Consider the following 17,197-nt stretch of genomic DNA (forward strand, 5'->3'; position numbering starts at 1 on the left):
ATGGGACGCCGTACGACTCTCACCACCACCACCGCCGTCGCGGTGCTGGCGCTGACCTGCGGCTGCGGCGCCGCCGACATGACCCGGCAGGCCTCGCCGTTCGCGGGCGCGCGGGGCTCGAAGACCGTGACCCTGTCCGTGCAGTCGTGGGTCGGCGCGCAGGCCAACGTGGCCGTCGCCCAGTACCTCCTCGAACACGAGCTGGGCTACCGCGTCGACACCGTCCAGGTCGACGAGGTCCCCGCCTGGGACGCGCTCAGCCAGGGCCGCGTCGACGCCATCCTGGAGGACTGGGGCCACCCCGACCAGGAGAAGCGCTACGTCGACGACAAGAAGACCATCGCGCGGGGCGGCGACCTCGGGGTGACCGGGCACATCGGCTGGTTCGTCCCGACGTACCTCGCCAAGCGGTACCCGGACATCACCGACTGGAGGAACCTCGACAAGTACGCCCCGCTCTTCCGCACCGCGGAGAGCGGCGGCAAGGGCCAGCTGCTGGACGGCTCCCCGTCCTACGTCACCAACGACAAGGCGCTGGTGAAGAACCTGAACCTGAACTACCAGGTGGTCTTCGCCGGTTCGGAGGCGGCGCAGATCACCCAGATCAAGCAGTTCGCCAAGGAGAAGAAGGCCTTCCTGACGTACTGGTACGCGCCGCAGTGGCTGTTCGAGAAGGTCCCCATGACGGAGGTGCGCCTGCCGCCGTACAAGGAGGGCTGCGACGCGGACGCGGCCAAGGTCGCCTGCGCCTACCCGCACACGGCGCTGCGGAAGTACCTCAACGCCGACTTCGCCCGGTCCGGTGGCGCGGCGGCCGCCTTCCTGAAGAAGTTCAAGTGGACCACCGAGGACCAGAACGAGGTCTCCTTGATGATCGCCGACCAGAAGCTCACCCCGGCCGAGGCGGCGAAGAAGTGGGTCGACGGACACCGGTCCACGTGGAAGGCGTGGCTGCCCTGAGGGCGGCCGGGGCTCGCCGGGCCTTCCGGTCCAGGGGCACGGGCGGCCCCTGGACCGGGGGCGTCACTTGTACTGCCCCGGCGTGTAGTGGCCCGGGACCGCGCGGGCCGTCACACCGAACCGGTTCCAGGCGTTGATCACCGTGATCGAGGCGATCAGGTGGGCCAGCTCGGCCTCCTCGAAGTGCGCGGCGGCCCTCTCGTACACCTCGTCCGGCACGAAGCCGTCGGTGAGGACCGTGACCGCCTCGGTCAGCTCGATCGCCGCGAGCTCCTTCTCCGTGTAGAAGTGCCGCGACTCCTCCCAGGCGCCGAGCTGCACGATCCGCTCCACGCTCTCGCCGGCCGCGAGCGCGTCCTTGGTGTGCATGTCCAGGCAGAACGCGCAGTGGTTCAGCTGCGAGGCGCGGATCTTGACCAGCTCGCGCAGCCGCGGGTCGAGGCCCTGGCCCGCGGCCGCGTCCAGCCGGACCATCGCCTTGTAGACCTCGGGGGCGTGCTTGGCCCACTGCATCCGGGGCTCGTGCTCGGGCGCGTACGCGGGGGCGCCTTCGGTGGTGGTGTCCGTGTGTTCGCCGGTGTTCGTCGTCGTAGCCATACGCCCGACCCTATGAGCGAAGCAGCCCAGGAGTATGGTCCATTTCCATGGCGGAATCATGGGCCACTCTGGGCGTGGACCTGCATCTGGAACCGGCCGGCCCCGGCGTGCGCCGCGGCCTCACCGACGCCCTGCGCGAGGCGGTCCGCACCGGCCGCCTGGCCCCCGGAACCCGGCTGCCCTCCTCCCGGACCCTCGCCGCCGACCTGGGCATCGCCCGCAACACGGTCGCCGACGCCTACGCCGACCTGGTCGCCGAGGGCTGGCTCACCGCCCGCCAGGGCTCGGGCACGCGCGTGGCCACGGGGGCACCCGCCTCGCCGTTCGGGCCGCCGCCGAGCGCGGACGTCCGGCAGACCGGCTCGGCCCGGCATCCCCGCGAACGCCCCCGCCCCGTCCACGACCTCGTCCCCGGCACCCCGGACCTCGCCTCCTTCCCCCGCACCCAGTGGCTCAAGGCCGCCCGCCGCGCCCTGGCCGCCGCCCCCCACCAAGCCCTCGGCTATGGCGACCCGCGCGGCCGGCCCGAACTGCGCACCGCGCTCGCCGGCCATCTCGCCCGGGTCCGAGGCGTCCGCACCGACCCCGACCACCTGCTGGTGTGCGCGGGCTTCTCGCACGGACTGCGGATCCTCGGCGCGGTGCTGCGGGCCCGCGGCGTCACCACGGTCGCCGTCGAGTCGTACGGCCTCGACGTGCACTGGGACCTCCTGGCCCGCGCGGGCCTGCGCACCCGCCCCCTGCCCTTCGACGAACTCGGCACCGTCACCGGCGAACTGAGCGGCCCCGGAGCGGTCCTGCTCACCCCCGCCCACCAGTTCCCGATGGGCGTGCCCCTGCACCCCGACCGGCGCGCGGCCGTGACGGACTGGGCCCGGCGCACCGGCGGCCTGATCCTGGAGGACGACTACGACGGCGAGTTCCGCTACGACCGTCAGCCCGTCGGCGCGCTCCAGGGACTGGACCCCGACCGCGTGGTCTACCTGGGCACGGCGAGCAAGTCCCTGGCCCCCGGCCTGCGCCTGGGCTGGATGGCGCTGCCCCCGTCCCTCATGGCGGAGGCCACGGCCGCCAAGGGGCCCTCCGACACCTGCGGGGTGCTGGACCAGCTGACGCTCGCGGAGTTCATCACCTCCGGCGCCTACGACCGCCATGTGCGCTCGGCCCGCCTGCGTTACCGCCGACGCCGCGACGCCCTGGTAGAGGCCCTCGCCACCCGCGCGCCCGACGTCCGCCCCACCGGCATCGCCGCCGGTCTGCACGCCGTGCTGCGCCTGCCGCCCGGCACCGAACCCGCGGTGGTCCAGGCGGCCGCCTGGCAGGGCCTCGCCCTGCACGGGCTGTCCCGCTTCCGCCACGAGCAGGCCGCCGTGGCACCGCTGGACGCCCTGGTCGTCGGCTACGGCACCCCACCGGACCACGCGTGGGCGGCGGCCCTGGACGCCCTGTGCCGGGTGCTGCCCTGACGGCCCGTCGGGCGGACCGTCGAGCCGTGGTCACCCCTGCTCGGCAGGCACCTTCCCGGCCGGTCCTTCCTCGGCCGGCGCCTCCCCGAACCGCGCCAGCGCCAGGGCGCCCGCCACCGCCACCGCGAAGCCGAGCACCGCGAGCCAGGCCAGGCCCTCGCGGGTGCGGTCGCCCAGCCACACCACCCCGATCGCCGCGGGGCCGATCGTCTCGCCGATGACCATGCCCGCGGTGGCCGTGGTGACCGAACCGCGCTGGAGGGCCGAGGTCAGCAGCAGGAAGGCGGCTCCGCCGCCGAGGAGCAGCGCGTAGGCCGCCGGGTTGGTGAACAGCGCCGACGGGGCGAGCGAGTCGATCAGCCGCACCGCCACCTCGACCACGCCGAAGCCGAAGCCCGCGCCCAGGCCCAGCAGCAGGGCACGGACGCGTTCGGGCAGGCGGCCGGCGACCGCTCCGAGCAGCAGCACGGCCAGCGCCGCCCCGAGCATCGCCCACTTCAGCGCCGCCGAGCCGTCCTCGCGGCCCTCCGTGCCCGAGGCCAGCCCCAGCATGGCCAGACCGGCGCAGACGACGCCCACCGCCGACCACTCCACCGCGCTCAGCCGCACCCGCAGCAGCCGGGACGCGGTCACCGCCGTCACCGCGAGGCTGGCGGCGAGGGCCGCGCCGACCACATAGATCGGCAGCGAGCGCAGGGCCGCGATCTGGAGCAGGAACCCGAGGCCGTCCAGGCCCAGGCCCGCCAGGTACCGCCACTGCCGCACCGCCCGCAGCAGCAGCGCCGCGTCCCCGCCGCCGCCGGTGTCCGCCGCGGCGCGTGCGGCGATGGCCTGAAGCACCGTCGCCGTGCCGAAACACACCGCCGCACCGAGCGCGCACACCATTCCGAAGAGCACGAGGCGACTCTAGGGGAGCGGTGGATCCGCGCGGCGCCCGATCCGGCCGCACGCACCGGCCCCCGGCCGGACCCTGTGTGTCGACCCGCTACGCGCCGAGCACCGCCCGCAGTTGCGCCAGCCCCCAGTCCAGGTCCTCCTCGCCGATCACCAGCGGCGGGGCGATCCGGATCGTCGAGGGGTGGGTGTCCTTCACCAGGACGCCCCGGTCCATCAGCTTCCGGGCGATCTCCCGCCCGGTCCCCAGCGACCGGTCCACGTCCACGCCCGCCCACAGCCCGCGTCCGCGCACCGCCCGCACCCGGCCCGTGCCGGCCAGCCGCTCCAGCTCGCGGTGCAGATGCCCGCCCAGCTCCGCGGCCCGTGTCTGGAACTCGCCCGAGCGCAGCATCGCGATCACCTCCAGCGCCACCGCGCACGCCAGCGGGTTCCCGCCGAACGTCGACCCGTGCTCGCCCGGCCGGAACACGCCGAGCACCTCCCGCGAGGACACCACCGCCGACACCGGCACGATCCCGCCGCCCAGCGCCTTCCCGAGCACGTACACATCCGGCATCACCCCCTCGTGCTCGCACGCGAAGGTACGGCCGGTGCGCCCGAGCCCCGACTGGATCTCGTCGGCGACGAACAGCACGTTCCGCTCCCGTGTCAGCTCCCTCACCGCGGGCAGATAACCGGCCGGCGGCACCAGCACCCCCGCCTCGCCCTGGATCGGCTCGAGCAGCACGGCGACCGTGTTCTCCGTCATCGCCGACCGCATCGCCGTCAGGTCCCCGTACGGCACGATCTCGAAGCCCGGCGTGTACGGCCCGAAGTCCGCCCTGGCCTCCGGGTCGGTGGAGAAGCTGATGATCGTCGTCGTCCGGCCGTGGAAGTTGTTGCCCGCGACCACGATCTTCGCCATCTCCCCGGGCACGCCCTTGACCCGGTAACCCCACTTCCGGGCCGTCTTCACGGCCGTCTCCACCGCCTCGGCGCCCGTGTTCATCGGCAGCACCGACTCCATGCCGCACAGCTCCGCCAGCTGCTCGCAGAACGCCGCGAACCGGTCGTGGTGGAAGGCCCGCGAGGTCAGTGTCACCCGCTCCATCTGTGCCTTGGCCGCCTCGATCAGCCGCCGGTTGCGGTGCCCGAAGTTCAGCGCCGAGTAACCGGCCAGCAGATCGAGGTACCGGCGGCCCTCCACGTCCGTCATCCACGCGCCCTCCGCCGTGGCGATCACCACGGGCAGCGGGTGGTAGATGGGTGCGCTGTGGGCGTCGGCTGCGGCGATGAGGTCTTCCGTGGCGGTCACGGCGGCTCCCGAGGACGAGGGGCGCCTCCCCGGGAAGGGGAGGTTGTCCTCCTTCCTATCCTCGCTCGCATGGCGGACGCGGGAACTGCGCCGTGGGGTGCGCCCGGTAGGCTGACGACGGGCCGTGACTGGCGCGCTGGGATGGGACCGACCATCGGGGAGCGGCCCGAGCGGAAAGTGTGCCGTGCGCCTGGGCCGTAACGTGAACGCCGACGCCACGTCCGGAGGTCCCGATGCCTGAGAACACCGCGCCCCTGTCCAACGAGTCCACCGCCTTCCGTGCCGCCCTCGACGTGATCCGCGCCGTCGAGCCGCGCGTGGCCGACGCCATCGGCCAGGAGGTCGCCGACCAGCGCGAGATGCTCAAGTTGATCGCCTCCGAGAACTACGCCTCCCCGGCCACCCTGCTGGCCATGGGCAACTGGTTCAGTGACAAGTACGCCGAGGGCACCATCGGCCGCCGCTTCTACGCCGGCTGCCGCAACGTCGACACCGTCGAGTCGCTGGCCGCCGAGCACGCCAAGGAGCTCTTCGGCGCCCGCCACGCCTACGTCCAGCCGCACTCCGGTATCGACGCCAACCTCGTCGCCTTCTGGGCCGTCCTCGCCCAGCGTGTGGAGGCCCCCGCCCTGGAGAAGGCCGGGGTCCGCCAGGTCAACGACCTCTCCGAGGCGGACTGGGCCGAACTGCGCCAGGCCTTCGGCAACCAGCGCATGCTCGGCATGTCCCTGGACGCCGGCGGACACCTCACCCACGGCTTCCGCCCGAACATCTCCGGAAAGATGTTCGACCAGCGCTCCTACGGCACCGACCCGGCCACCGGCCTCCTCGACTACGAGGCCCTGCGAGCCTCCGCCCGCGAGTTCAAGCCGCTGATCATCGTCGCCGGCTACTCCGCCTACCCGCGCCTGGTGAACTTCCGGATCATGCGCGAGATCGCCGACGAGGTCGGCGCCACGCTCATGGTCGACATGGCCCACTTCGCGGGCCTGGTCGCCGGCAAGGTCCTCACCGGCGACTTCGACCCGGTCCCGCACGCGCAGATCGTCACCACCACCACCCACAAGTCCCTGCGCGGCCCACGCGGCGGCATGGTCCTGTGCGACGACTCCCTCAAGGACCAGGTCGACCGGGGCTGCCCGATGGTCCTCGGCGGCCCCCTCCCGCACGTCATGGCCGCCAAGGCGGTCGCCCTGGCCGAGGCCCGGCAGCCCTCCTTCCAGGACTACGCCCAGCGCATCGTCGACAACTCCCGCGCCCTCGCCGAAGGTCTGACGCGCCGCGGGGCCACCCTCGTCACCGGCGGCACCGACAACCACCTCAACCTGATCGACGTCGCATCCTCCTACGGCCTCACCGGCCGTCAGGCCGAGGCCGCCCTGCTCGAGTCCGGCATCGTCACCAACCGCAACGCGATCCCGGCCGACCCCAACGGCGCCTGGTACACCTCCGGCATCCGCATCGGCACCCCCGCGCTGACCACCCGTGGTCTGGGCACCGCCGAGATGGACGAGGTCGCCGGCCTGATCGACCGCGTCCTGACGGCCACCGAGCCCGGCACCACCGGCAAGGGCACCCCGTCCAAGGCCCAGCACGTCCTCGACCCGAAGATCGCGGACGAGATCGCCCACCGGGCCACGGACCTCGTGGCGGGCTTCCCCCTCTACCCGGAGATCGACCTCGGCTGACCCGTCCCCGCACGGGACTCACAGGTCACAGGGCTCATAGGTCACAGGGCACTGGACTGACAGGGCACAGGACTCACAGGTCGATCAGCTCCTGCCGTGGTTGCTCCTGCGGCGGTCCGGCATCGCGTCGGGCCGCCGCGCGGCGTATAAGCAGCGTGCCGCCGGCCCCGGCGGCCAGCCCGCCGGCCGCCCACCACAAGTGATCACCCCGGCCGTTCGGACTACCGCCCGGAGTCCTGCCGGACGGCGCACCGTCCGCATCACCGAGCAGCCCCGTGCGGGCCAGCCGTTCGTACAGGTCCCGCGGCGCCCGGTGCCAGCGGATGTCGTCGTCCTCCACATCCGGGGCCAGGTCCGAGCGCACCCACGGTGCGCCGTCCTCCGCCACGATCAACTGGTCCTGCCGCTCCACGGCCACATCCCCTCCCGGCGGCCTGCTCGTCACCGGCCACCCTCCGACCCCGGTCAGCCCCCACACCACGGTCACCCGCACCCCCGGATGCCGCCCCCGCGCCCAGGCGTCCGGCACCGGCTCCGTCCCCGTGTACGCCGGGCGCAGCAACTCCCGGAGCAGGGCGAAGTCGCGATCGCCCAGGTGCAACGCCCGGGTCCGCCCCGAACCGCCCGCGACGACCAGGGCCACATCCGGCGCACGCGGCTCACCGCCCCCGTCCGAGGCCGCCGCGACCGCCGGCACCCCGCACAGCAGCACCCCCACTCCGGCCACCGCCACCGGCAGCACCGAGATCAGCCATGGCGCCGAGCGCCCGCCACGCAGTGCCATCCGACCACCCCCTCCGTCCTCCCGCGCACGTCTCTCGTCCTCGGCGCGCGCCCTACACGTCCCGCAGTTCCTGCCGGGGCCCCGGGTCCCGCTCCCGCCGCAGGCGGTCGAGCGGGAGCCTCGAAGCGAAGGGCCGCAGCACCAGCGCGAGCACCGCCCCGGCCGCCGCTCCCGGTATCGCCCACCACCAGTCGGTGCCGTCGCCACCCGCGGCCGGCACACTCACCCGCACCGTCTGCGTCCCCTCGTCAGCGTCGGGTCCGGCGGTGTCCGGTGTGGCCGTCTCCGCCTGCCACGGCGCCGGGAAGATGCCGGTGTACCCCTGGCCCGCGGCCGAGGCCTTCCCCATCACGCCCAGCTTCGCGAGCAGGGCACGCAGCCGGGCGGGCTGCTCGGCGCGGTGCCAGTAGCCGTTCATGGACTCGGGTACGTTCGCCGCCGTGTGGATCCAGACGGCGCTTTCGCCGGTCACCGGGAAGACCTGGTCGAGTCGCCACGGTGATATGTCGTGCGCCAGCCAGGTCACGTTGATCTGCCGGGCGTGGACCAGGTCGGCCTCGGGCGGCTTGTCGCGGCTGCCCGAGCCCGCCGGGCCCAGGAGCCTCTCCAACTGCCCGTACTCCTTCGCGGAGTAGTACAGCGCGGCGGCCTCCCCGCTCTGCGGCGAGGTCACCAGCACACTGGTCGGACCGCCCGCCGTCGCGGAGGACGCGCCCCACACCATCACGGCGAGCACCATCGTCAACGCGCCCATGAGCGCGGTCAGTTCACGAACCCTCCACCTGCCCATCCGAACCCCCACCGGCCGAATCCGGCGCGGCCCGCCCCGGGCCGCGCATCACTTCTGGTACACCGCCCGGCCCGCCCGGGTTCCCACCCCGCGTCACCAACCTGTCCGATCAGCACACCTAGGGCGAAGGCCGCCCGGAAGTCCCGGACTCCAGCACGCCCGACCGGGCGATCCGCGTCGCGCGCGCCTTCGACGCCACTCCCTCCAGCCGGAGCGTCACGGTGTCGTCGCCCCTCCCGTGCATCCACAGCAGCGTCGGACCGGCGGTCCTCTTGCTCCGGGTGAAGCGATGGCCTTCGGCGTCCATCAGCCAGAAGCTGAGCAGATGCGGCCTCGGGAACCACAGGGCGGTGTCCTGGACACCATCGGCCGACGGCGTGTCCAGCGTGATCCACTCCGGTGGTTCCCGCAGGCTCTTGGCGAAGCTGACGTCCAGCCGCTGCGGGAACTCGTCGAGCCGTATCGTCCGCCCCTGTTCGTGCCAGCACAGGGTCACCAGGAACCGCCCCCGCGGCTCGTCGGTCACCGTCACCGCGTCCGGCACGCCGAGCGCGTCCGGCACCAGGGGCTCGAAGCCCGCCTGCCGCCGGGCCTGCTCCAGGGACAGCGACCGGCCGCAACCGGGGACCTCGGCGCCGGGCGAGGGCACCGCCGACGGGTCGTACCGCACCTCGACGCCGGCGAAGCCGAACCAGTCGAGGACCGCCGCCCGCACCGGGGGAGTGAGCGCGAGGACCGTCAGCAGACCGCACAGGGCCGCCGTCAGCGCACGCCATCGCGTCCGCGTCCAGCGCCGCACCGCCCGCAGCCGCTCACCGGCACCCGTCGGCTCGGCCACCGGGACCGGCACCTGATCGGCCAGTATCTGCTGAAGCACCCGCTCCACCATCGACTCGGGTCCCGCCTCCGGACCCGCCGGCCCCGCCGCCCCGGGCGCGTCCAGCGACCGCCCGAGCGCCCGCAGCTCCTCCGGCAGCCCGGGGGTTCCCGCCCCCTCCTGCTCACGCACGCTCCTCACCTCCTTCCCGGGACTGGGTCCGGACATCCGGCAGCAGCCGGCCCAGCTTGCGCAGGGCGCGGTTGAGACGGGACTTCACCGTGCCGCGGGGCCAGCCCAGGGCCTGGGCGGTCTCCGACTCGTCCATCTCCAGCAGATAGCGGTAGGTGACGACCAGGCGGTGCTCCTCGCTCAGCTGTTCCAGCGCGGCCAGCAGGGCGGCGCGGCGCTCCGTGCGCAGCGTCGCCACCGCGGGGTCCGCCGACTCCGGTATCAGCGGCTCGGCCTCCGCGAACGCCGCCTCCCGGCCGACGAGCGTGCGCCGCCGGGCCGCGGCGCGCACTGTGTTCCTCGTCTCATTGGCCACGATCGACAGCAGCCACGGCTTGAAGGCCGAGCCGTCCCTGAACCGGCCCAGGGCGCAGTACGCCTTGACGAAGGCCTGCTGCACCACGTCCTCCGCGTCCGCCCCCGCCCCGAGCGCGGTGGCCGCCCTGAGCGCGATGCCCGTATGGGCCCGCACCAGTTCCGCGTACGCCTCCGGCTCTCCGGCGCGTACGCGTGCGATCACCGCGGCCTCATCGACGATGCGGCCCCCCTCCCGCGTTCTCACACCCTTGTTACACCGCGCGGGACGATTCGGTTCCCACCTGTTTCCAGCCGGTTCCGGATCGGGCCCCCGTACCTGAGAGAATGGTGAGCATGGCGACTGACCGACCCCGCGTGCTCTCCGGAATCCAGCCCACGGCCGGATCGTTCCACCTCGGCAACTACCTCGGCGCCGTCCGTCAGTGGGTGGCCCTTCAGGAGACCCACGACGCCTTCTACATGGTCGTCGACCTGCACGCGATCACGGTCCCGCAGGACCCGGCCGAGCTGCGTGCCAACACCCGGCTCGCCGCCGCCCAGCTCCTGGCCGCCGGGCTGGACCCGGCCCGCTGCACGCTGTTCGTCCAGAGCCACGTCCCCGAGCACGCCCAGCTCGCCTGGGTCATGAACTGCCTCACCGGCTTCGGCGAGGCCGGCCGCATGACCCAGTTCAAGGACAAGTCCCTCAAGCAGGGCGCCGACCGGACCTCCGTCGGCCTGTTCACGTACCCGATCCTCCAGGTCGCCGACATCCTGCTCTACCAGGCCAACGAGGTGCCGGTCGGCGAGGACCAGCGCCAGCACATCGAGCTCACCCGCGACCTCGCCGAGCGTTTCAACGGCCGCTTCGGCCAGACCTTCACCGTCCCGGGCGCGTACATCCTCAAGGAGACGGCGAAGATCTACGACCTCCAGGACCCGACGATCAAGATGAGCAAGTCGGCGTCCACGCCGAAGGGCCTGGTCAACCTGCTCGACGACCCGAAGGCCACCGCCAAGAAGGTCAAGAGCGCGGTCACGGACACCGACACCGTCGTCCGCTACGACCCGGAGACCAAGGCGGGCGTCAGCAACCTCCTGACGATCTATTCGACGCTGACCGGGGCGGGTATCGGCGAACTGGAGGAGAAGTACGCCGGCAAGGGCTACGGTGCGCTCAAGACGGACCTCGCCGAGGTCATGGTCGAGTTCGTGACGCCGTTCCGGGAGCGGACCCAGCAGTACCTGGACGACCCGGAGACCCTGGACTCGATCCTGGCCAAGGGCGCGGAGAAGGCGCGCACGGTCGCCGCGGAGACCCTCTCCCAGGCGTACGACCGGGTGGGTTTCCTGCCCGCCAAGCACTGAGGCGCACCACCGCACACGCGTACCGCCGGGCAGAGCGCTGTACATCACTGTGGCTGCGCCTGCCCACAACGGTGCCGTGGTCGTACAGTCATAGCCGGACGGCGGTGACGAAACGGCTGAGAACGAAACAGAAAACCCATCCGGCACGAGGAAGGAGACGACGTGGGGACCGTAACGATCGGCGTGTCGATCGCGGTCCCGGAGCCCCACGGCAGCCTGCTCCAGCAGCGGCGCGCGGGCTTCGGCGACGCCGCGGCTCACGGCATCCCCACGCACGTCACCCTGCTGCCGCCGACGGAGGTCGACTCCGCGGAGCTGCCGGCCGTCGAAGCCCATCTGACGGAGGTGGCGGCGGTCGGGCGCCCCTTCACCATGCGGCTGTCCGGCACGGACACCTTCCGGCCGCTGTCCCCGGTGGTCTACGTACGGGTCGTCGAGGGCGCCGAGGTGTGCACGTGGCTGCAGAAGCAGGTCCGCGACGCCTCCGGGCCCGTGGCACGCGAACTCCAGTTCCCCTACCACCCGCATGTGACGGTGGCGCACGGCATCGACGACGCGGCGATGGACCGCGCCTTCGAGGAGCTCGCCGGGTACGAGGCCGAGTGGCCGTGCACCGGATTCGCCCTGCACGAGCAGGGCGCCGACGGGGTGTGGCGCAAACTGCGGGAGTTCGGTTTCGGCGGCAGTACCGTGGTGCCCCCGCAGGCGGCCGCCGTGGACCGCGGCACGCTGCCCACCCGGTAGGCACGCCGCTCCCCGGTAGGCATGCCGCCCGGTAGGGACGGGCCCGCCCCGGCGGCGAACAGGCGGTGCGGAAGCGGCGGCTACAGCGGCAGCCGCCGGAAGACCGCGCGCGGCAGATGCCGCAGTACGGACGTCACCACCCGGAGCACACCGGGCACCCACACCGTCTCCGAGCGTCTGCGCAGGCCGAGTTCGACGGCGGTGGCGACCTGCTCCGGGGTGACGGTGAAGGGTTCGGCCTCGCGGCCGGCGGTCGCCCTGGAGCGCACGAACCCGGGGCGTACGACCATGACGTGCACCCCGGTGCCGTACAGCGCGTCGCCCAGGCCCTGGGTGAAGGTGTCCAGACCGGCCTTGCTGGAGCCGTAGATGAAGTCCGCGCGGCGCGCGCGTTCGCCGGCGGCCGCGGAGAGCACCACCAGCGAGCCGTGCCCCTGGTTCTGCAGCGCCTGCCCGGCCACCAGCCCCGCGGACACCGCCCCCGTGTAGTTGGTCTGCGCGACCCGGACCGCGTTCAGCGGCGCCCGTTCGTCGTACGCCTGGTCGCCGAGGACGCCGAAGGCCAGCAGCACCATGTCGATACGGCCCTCGGCGAAGACCTTGCCGATGACGGTCTCGTGGGACGCGCAGTCGAGCGCGTCGAAGGGGGCGGTGCGCACCTCCGCGCCCAGGCCGCGCAGGTGCGCGGCGGCCTCCTCCAGGGCCGGTGACGGGCGGCCCGCCAGCCACACGGTGCGGGTGCGGCGCGCGATCAGGCGGCGCACGGTGGCCAGGGCGATCTCGGATGTGCCGCCGAGCACGAGCACGGACCGGGGGAGACGACCGGAGGCATCCTTCACGGCAGACGACTGTATCGTCCGGTTATGCGTGTTTTGGCGCAGAAACGCGGTGTTCACGTGGCCGCCGAGCGGGCACAGTCCGATCATGGACTGGCTGAAGAAGCTTCCCGTCGTCGGGCCGTGGGTGGCCCGCCTGATGACCACGCACGCGTGGCGGTCGTACGAGCGTCTGGACCGGGTCAAGTGGTCGCGACTGGCCGCCGCCATGACGTTCATCAGCTTCGTCGCGCTGTTCCCGCTGCTGACGGTGGCCGCCGCGATCGGCGCCGCCACGCTCAGTCCGCAGCGGCAGCACACGCTCCAGGACAAGATCGCCCAGCAGTTCCCGGGCCTGGGTCGGCAGTTGGACATCAGTGCCCTGGTGCAGAACGCCGGGACGGTCGGGCTCATCGCCGGTGCCGCCCTGCTGCTGACCGGCGTCAACTGGGTCGGCCAGATGCGGGACTGCCTGCGTGCGGTCTGGGAACTGCCGGACCCGGAGGAGAACCCGCTGATGAGCAAGGTGAAGGACGCGGGTGTCCTGATCGGCCTCGGCGGCGCGCTGCTGGTCACGCTCGCCGTGTCCACCGTCGCCTCGGCCGCCGTCGGCTATCTCTCCCGGCATATCGGGCTCGCCGAACAGGGCTGGGGCAGCCTCCTGTTGCGGATCATCGCGTTCGCGGTCGCCGTACTGGCCGACTTCCTGGTGCTGCTGTACGTCCTCACCCTGCTGCCCGGCGTCGAGCCGCCACGCCACCGGCTGCTGGTCGCCGCACTGCTCGGCGCGGTCGGCTTCGAACTGCTGAAGCTGCTGCTGAGCGGCTACATCCAGGGGGTGGCGGCCAAGAGCATGTACGGCGCCTTCGGGGTACCCGTCGCCCTGCTGCTGTGGATCAACTTCACGTCCAGGCTGGTCCTGTACTGCGCCGCCTGGACGGCGACGCAGAGCGGTACGGGCGAGGGGAGCGGTGCGCCCGGCGAGGACGGGGGCGACGACGGCCGGGCCGTCGATCTCAGGGGCGGGTCCGGCGGCGCATCAGGTCCGGCAGCGGCCAGCGGCGGTTGACCAGGAAGACGCCGGCCGCGAGCAGCACCAGCGCGCCGCCGGCGACCCCGAGGGCGATCCCCACTCCGGTGGAGCCGTTCCTGACGGACACGCTCGCCTCGGCCGCGGGGGACGCGCCGCCGTCGGCCCGGCCCGCGGAGGGCCCGGTGCCCGGCCGGCTCTTCGCCTCGGCGGCGCTCCTCGGCGGCACGAGTTCGCCCACCGGGCGCGCCTTGTCCAGGGCGGCGAAGCCCCAGTCGAAGAGCTTGGCGGTCTCCTTGTAGACCTCGTTGTGGTCCTTCTTCTCCGGGTTCATCACGGTCACGAGCAGCACCCTGCCGTCGCGCTCGGCGACTCCGGTGAAGGTGGCTCCCGCGTGGGTGGTGTTGCCGTTCTTCACGCCCGCGATGCCCTGGTAGACCGAGACGTCGTAGTCGCCGCTCAGCAGCCGGTTGGTGTTCTGGATCTCGAAGGAGCCGCGGGAGGTCTTGCCCTTCTTGTTCTTCTTCGTCTCGCCCGGGAACGACGCCCGCACGGTCGAGCAGTACTCGCGGAAGTCCTTCTTCTGCATCCCCGAGCGGGCGAACAGCGTGAGGTCGTACGCCGACGAGACCTGGCCCTTGGCGTCGTATCCGTCGGGGCTCATCACGTTCGTGTCGAGCGCCTGGAGTTCCTGCGCGTGCGCGTTCATGTCGTCCACGGTCGGTTTTATGCCGCCGTTCATCGCGGACAGCACGTGCACGGCGTCGTTGCCGGAGCGCAGGAAGACGCCCAGCCACAGGTCGTGGACCGTGTAGGTCTCCTTCTCCTTGATGCCGACCAGGCTGGACCCGGCGCCCACATCGGCCAGATCGGCCGGGGTCACCTTGTGCGTCTGCGTCCGGGGGAACTTCGGCAGCACGGTGTCGGCGAAGAGCATCTTCAGCGTGCTGGCCGGAGGCAGCCGCCAGTGCGCGTTGTGCGCGGCGAGCACCGCGCCGGACTCGGCGTCGGCCACGATCCAGGAGCGCGCGGAGAGGTCCTTGGGCAGCACGGGCGCGCCGTCGCCCAGGTCGACCTGTGCGCCGGGCAGTCCCAGGCGGGCGCCGCCCACCGTGGACATCCGGGCCGGGGGCGCGGCCGACGGGGCCGGTGCTGCGAGGGCGGCGGGTGCGGTCAGCGGAACGGACAACACGGACAACGCAGACAGCGCGGTGGCAGCAGCGACCATCGGCGATCGACTGATGATCTTATTGGGTGCGGGCACGGTCGGAAACGTACAGGGCGCGGGCAGTGACGTCCCTCCCGGCCTCCCACCCCGGACGCGGAGCCGGGCCCCGGGCAGCGATACTGAACGTATGAAGCTCAGCCGCCCCGTCTCCTGGTTCCTGCTCGCCTTCGGGGTGTGGAGCTGGGTCATCTGGGTCACTTTCGTCAAGAATCTCGTCAAGGACGGCAGTGGTCTCGCGTTCGACCACGGGCAACCGACGGCGTACTTCTGGGTGCACCTGGCGCTCGCCGTCGTCTCCTTCGTATTGGGGACGGTCATCGGGGTCATCGGGTTGCGCGGACTGCGGGCACTGCGCCGGACGTCATAGCGTTCCGGACAGCTCCACGGGGCCTTGGGCAGGGGCAAAGGCCGGCACAGGCAACAGGCGGAAGGAACAGACGGCATGGTGGTCGTCTTCGTGCTCGTGGCGCTGCTCGTGGTCACCGGGGTGGTGGCGGCCAACTGGTACCTGTGGCGCCGCCTGTTCCGCGACACCACCCGCGGTCCCGGTCCGGTGCGGCGCGCGGGCGTGGTCCTGATCGCCGGGGGCTGGCTCCTGGCCGTCGGGGCCCTCGTCGCCGAACGCGCCGGGGCCCCCTTCTGGCTCCAGCGCACCCTGGCCTGGCCCGGCTTCCTCTGGCTCGCCCTGACGCTGTACCTGTTGCTGGCCACCCTGGCGACCGAACCCCTCCGCCCGGTCCTGCGCCGTCTCCTGCCCGCCCGCGCTCCGGAGCCCGCCCCCGATCCGGAAGGCCCGCTCCCCGTCGCGCAGGCGCCCGTCCGCGGGGCGTGGACCGCTGACGAGCCGGGGTCCGCCCACGAGCCGCCCTCCGTCCGCGAGTCACCCTCCGCCGCGGAGCCGTCGCCCGCCGCCGAGCCGGTGCTCGGCCGCGTGCCGCTCCCCGCCGTCGGGACGCAGTCCGGTTCCTGTCGTCTGGTGGTGGGCGAGGCGAAGACGGCGGCCGCCGGTCCCGCCGAGCCCGAGGCCCCACCGGCCCCCGGCCGTCCGGTTCCGCCCGCGGAGGCCGCGTCGCCGTCCCCGCGCGACCTTCCCAGCCGGCGGCTGTTCGTGTCGCGGGTGGTCGCCGGAGGCGCCGCCGCCGTCGCCCTGGGGACCGTCGGCCACGGGACCTACGGGGTGCTGCGCGGGCCGCGGGTGAAGCGGGTCACCGTGCCGCTGGCGAAACTGCCCCGGGCGGCGCACGGGTTCCGGATCGCCGTCGTCAGCGATGTCCACCTCGGTCCCGTCCTCGGACGCGGCTTCGCGCAGAAGGTCGTCGACACGGTCAACGCGACCCAGCCGGACCTCATCGCCGTCGTCGGGGACCTGGTGGACGGCAGTGTGAAGGACCTCGGGCCCGCGGCGGCACCGCTGGCCGGGCTCCGGGCTCGGCACGGGGCGTACTTCGTCACGGGCAACCACGAGTACTTCTCCGGTGCCGAGCAGTGGGTGGAGGAGGTGCGGCGCCTCGGCCTGCACCCCCTGGAGAACGCGCGCACCGAGCTGCCTGCCTTCGACCTGGCCGGCGTCAACGACGTACGGGGCGAGAGCGAGGGGCAGGGCCCCGACTTCGAGCGGGCGCTCGGCGACCGCGACACGGCACGCGCGTGCGTGCTGCTCGCCCACCAGCCGGTGCAGATCCACGAGGCCGTCCGGCACGGTGTCGACCTCCAGCTCTCCGGCCACACCCACGGCGGCCAGCTCTGGCCCGGCAGCCTCCTCGCGGCCGCCGCCAACCCGACCGTCGCGGGCCTGGAGCGCTACGGCGACACCCAGTTGTACGTCAGCCGCGGCGCGGGCGCGTGGGGCCCGCCGACAAGGGTCGGCGCCCCCTCCGACATCACCGTCGTCCAGCTCGCCTCGAAGCAGGCCTAGTGCCCCGACAGACAACGTTCGCCCCCGTCGCACGTCCGGCACGCTCCCCCGAGCTCTTCGAGCAGGGGGGACCCCCACTCACCGCACCGGCCGAAAGCCCAAGTACGTCCAGTACGAGGGCTTCCGGCCGGCACTCCCCCAAGCACGCACCGGACGCCGCTCCTTCACGGGCAAACGTTGCCTGCCGCGGCACTAGAGTCCCGGAACCACCCCCGAAGCACTCGAACAACAAGTCTTCGTAACTTCTTCGCATTCTCCCCAGACCCGGCTTCCCCG

At 72.7% G+C, this 17,197-nt stretch carries 17 protein-coding genes and 1 riboswitch; of the genes, 8 read left to right on the plus strand and 9 right to left on the minus strand.

Features of this window, described 5'->3' with window-relative positions:
• Positions 1-960 carry an ABC transporter substrate-binding protein gene (locus ACWEK3_RS18395; RefSeq protein ID WP_453250120.1) on the plus strand — a complete coding sequence of 320 codons (960 nt, stop codon included), beginning with the start codon at positions 1-3 and terminating at the stop codon, positions 958-960.
• 63 nt (positions 961-1,023) lie between these two features.
• Here the strand turns inward: ACWEK3_RS18395 and ACWEK3_RS18400 are convergent, their stop codons facing one another.
• Positions 1,024-1,557 (minus strand): carboxymuconolactone decarboxylase family protein, encoded by a 534-nt coding sequence (locus ACWEK3_RS18400; RefSeq protein ID WP_450544203.1) that lies wholly within the window; start codon positions 1,555-1,557, stop codon positions 1,024-1,026.
• A gap of 47 nt (positions 1,558-1,604) precedes the next feature.
• Here ACWEK3_RS18400 and pdxR point away from each other — a divergent pair, with 47 nt between their 5' ends.
• Complete coding sequence (pdxR, locus tag ACWEK3_RS18405; protein WP_453250121.1) at positions 1,605-3,023, plus strand: MocR-like pyridoxine biosynthesis transcription factor PdxR; 1,419 nt, start codon at positions 1,605-1,607, stop codon at positions 3,021-3,023.
• A 30-nt stretch (positions 3,024-3,053) separates the two neighbouring features.
• On the opposite strand, the gene ACWEK3_RS18410 is transcribed toward pdxR, so the two are convergent.
• Together ACWEK3_RS18410 and rocD are read right to left on the minus strand one after the other, a co-directional pair.
• Positions 3,054-3,908 (minus strand): hypothetical protein, encoded by an 855-nt coding sequence (locus tag ACWEK3_RS18410; protein ID WP_384430769.1) that lies wholly within the window; start codon positions 3,906-3,908, stop codon positions 3,054-3,056.
• 100 nt (positions 3,909-4,008) lie between these two features.
• Positions 4,009-5,214, minus strand: a complete 1,206-nt coding sequence (rocD, locus tag ACWEK3_RS18415; protein WP_450544199.1) for an ornithine--oxo-acid transaminase — start codon at positions 5,212-5,214, stop codon at positions 4,009-4,011.
• A gap of 114 nt (positions 5,215-5,328) precedes the next feature.
• Positions 5,329-5,417, plus strand: a riboswitch (ZMP/ZTP riboswitch).
• 30 nt (positions 5,418-5,447) lie between these two features.
• On the opposite strand from rocD, the gene ACWEK3_RS18420 reads away from it, so the two are divergent.
• Positions 5,448-6,902 (plus strand): glycine hydroxymethyltransferase, encoded by a 1,455-nt coding sequence (locus ACWEK3_RS18420; RefSeq protein WP_450544197.1) that lies wholly within the window; start codon positions 5,448-5,450, stop codon positions 6,900-6,902.
• Positions 6,903-6,975: 73 nt separating this feature from the next.
• Here the strand turns inward: ACWEK3_RS18420 and ACWEK3_RS18425 are convergent, their stop codons facing one another.
• The 4 genes from ACWEK3_RS18425 to ACWEK3_RS18440 all read right to left on the minus strand — a co-directional run bounded on the left by ACWEK3_RS18425 (position 6,976) and on the right by ACWEK3_RS18440 (position 10,086).
• On the minus strand, positions 6,976-7,686 hold the full coding sequence (locus ACWEK3_RS18425) for a hypothetical protein (protein ID WP_453250122.1): 711 nt from the start codon (positions 7,684-7,686) through the stop codon (positions 6,976-6,978).
• A 52-nt stretch (positions 7,687-7,738) separates the two neighbouring features.
• The gene (locus ACWEK3_RS18430; protein ID WP_450544194.1) at positions 7,739-8,476 is read right to left on the minus strand and encodes a hypothetical protein; all 738 of its coding nucleotides are present in this window, start codon (positions 8,474-8,476) and stop codon (positions 7,739-7,741) included.
• 118 nt (positions 8,477-8,594) lie between these two features.
• The gene (locus ACWEK3_RS18435; protein ID WP_450544193.1) at positions 8,595-9,521 is read right to left on the minus strand and encodes a hypothetical protein; all 927 of its coding nucleotides are present in this window, start codon (positions 9,519-9,521) and stop codon (positions 8,595-8,597) included.
• A complete protein-coding gene (locus ACWEK3_RS18440; RefSeq protein ID WP_453250123.1) occupies positions 9,478-10,086 on the minus strand; it encodes an RNA polymerase sigma factor in 609 nt (202 codons plus the stop codon). Before ACWEK3_RS18440 ends, ACWEK3_RS18435 begins: the two co-directional genes overlap by 44 nt.
• 89 nt (positions 10,087-10,175) lie before the next feature.
• Between ACWEK3_RS18440 and trpS the strand changes: the two genes are divergently transcribed.
• Both trpS and ACWEK3_RS18450 read left to right on the plus strand, forming a co-directional pair.
• Positions 10,176-11,189, plus strand: coding sequence for a tryptophan--tRNA ligase (trpS, locus tag ACWEK3_RS18445; protein WP_450544189.1), 1,014 nt, complete (start codon positions 10,176-10,178; stop codon positions 11,187-11,189).
• 162 nt (positions 11,190-11,351) lie between these two features.
• Positions 11,352-11,933: a 2'-5' RNA ligase family protein gene (locus ACWEK3_RS18450; RefSeq protein ID WP_453250124.1), complete on the plus strand. Its 582-nt coding sequence runs from the start codon at positions 11,352-11,354 to the stop codon at positions 11,931-11,933.
• An 80-nt stretch (positions 11,934-12,013) separates the two neighbouring features.
• Here the strand turns inward: ACWEK3_RS18450 and ACWEK3_RS18455 are convergent, their stop codons facing one another.
• Positions 12,014-12,772: a decaprenylphospho-beta-D-erythro-pentofuranosid-2-ulose 2-reductase gene (locus ACWEK3_RS18455; RefSeq protein ID WP_450544185.1), complete on the minus strand. Its 759-nt coding sequence runs from the start codon at positions 12,770-12,772 to the stop codon at positions 12,014-12,016.
• A gap of 85 nt (positions 12,773-12,857) precedes the next feature.
• Here ACWEK3_RS18455 and ACWEK3_RS18460 point away from each other — a divergent pair, with 85 nt between their 5' ends.
• On the plus strand, positions 12,858-13,817 hold the full coding sequence (locus tag ACWEK3_RS18460) for a YihY/virulence factor BrkB family protein (protein ID WP_390723247.1): 960 nt from the start codon (positions 12,858-12,860) through the stop codon (positions 13,815-13,817).
• On the opposite strand, the gene ACWEK3_RS18465 is transcribed toward ACWEK3_RS18460, so the two are convergent.
• Positions 13,765-15,042: a D-alanyl-D-alanine carboxypeptidase family protein gene (locus ACWEK3_RS18465; protein ID WP_453250125.1), complete on the minus strand. Its 1,278-nt coding sequence runs from the start codon at positions 15,040-15,042 to the stop codon at positions 13,765-13,767. The genes ACWEK3_RS18460 and ACWEK3_RS18465 overlap by 53 nt on opposite strands.
• A 91-nt stretch (positions 15,043-15,133) precedes the next feature.
• On the opposite strand from ACWEK3_RS18465, the gene ACWEK3_RS18470 reads away from it, so the two are divergent.
• Positions 15,134-15,373, plus strand: a complete 240-nt coding sequence (locus ACWEK3_RS18470) for an SCO4848 family membrane protein (RefSeq protein ID WP_225078982.1) — start codon at positions 15,134-15,136, stop codon at positions 15,371-15,373.
• Between the two features lie 75 nt (positions 15,374-15,448).
• A complete protein-coding gene (locus tag ACWEK3_RS18475; protein WP_453250126.1) occupies positions 15,449-16,921 on the plus strand; it encodes a metallophosphoesterase in 1,473 nt (490 codons plus the stop codon).
• Positions 16,922-17,197 lie beyond the last annotated feature (276 nt).

The organism is Streptomyces sp. NPDC004721 (genome assembly GCF_053601495.1).

Excerpts from the sequence above, each read along its gene's own strand:
- ACWEK3_RS18420 (WP_450544197.1), top strand. The coding sequence starts at position 5,448 with ATGCCTGAGAACACCGCGCCCCTGTCCAACGAGTCCACCGCCTTCCGT.
- ACWEK3_RS18430 (WP_450544194.1), bottom strand. The coding sequence starts at position 8,476 with ATGGGCAGGTGGAGGGTTCGTGAACTGACCGCGCTCATGGGCGCGTTG.
- ACWEK3_RS18425 (WP_453250122.1), bottom strand. The coding sequence starts at position 7,686 with ATGGCACTGCGTGGCGGGCGCTCGGCGCCATGGCTGATCTCGGTGCTG.
- ACWEK3_RS18400 (WP_450544203.1), bottom strand. The coding sequence starts at position 1,557 with ATGGCTACGACGACGAACACCGGCGAACACACGGACACCACCACCGAA.
- ACWEK3_RS18410 (WP_384430769.1), bottom strand. The coding sequence starts at position 3,908 with ATGGTGTGCGCGCTCGGTGCGGCGGTGTGTTTCGGCACGGCGACGGTG.
- trpS (WP_450544189.1), top strand. The coding sequence starts at position 10,176 with ATGGCGACTGACCGACCCCGCGTGCTCTCCGGAATCCAGCCCACGGCC.
- ACWEK3_RS18475 (WP_453250126.1), top strand. The coding sequence starts at position 15,449 with ATGGTGGTCGTCTTCGTGCTCGTGGCGCTGCTCGTGGTCACCGGGGTG.
- pdxR (WP_453250121.1), top strand. The coding sequence starts at position 1,605 with ATGGCGGAATCATGGGCCACTCTGGGCGTGGACCTGCATCTGGAACCG.
- ACWEK3_RS18435 (WP_450544193.1), bottom strand. The coding sequence starts at position 9,521 with ATGTCCGGACCCAGTCCCGGGAAGGAGGTGAGGAGCGTGCGTGAGCAG.
- ACWEK3_RS18395 (WP_453250120.1), top strand. The coding sequence starts at position 1 with ATGGGACGCCGTACGACTCTCACCACCACCACCGCCGTCGCGGTGCTG.
- ACWEK3_RS18460 (WP_390723247.1), top strand. The coding sequence starts at position 12,858 with ATGGACTGGCTGAAGAAGCTTCCCGTCGTCGGGCCGTGGGTGGCCCGC.
- ACWEK3_RS18470 (WP_225078982.1), top strand. The coding sequence starts at position 15,134 with ATGAAGCTCAGCCGCCCCGTCTCCTGGTTCCTGCTCGCCTTCGGGGTG.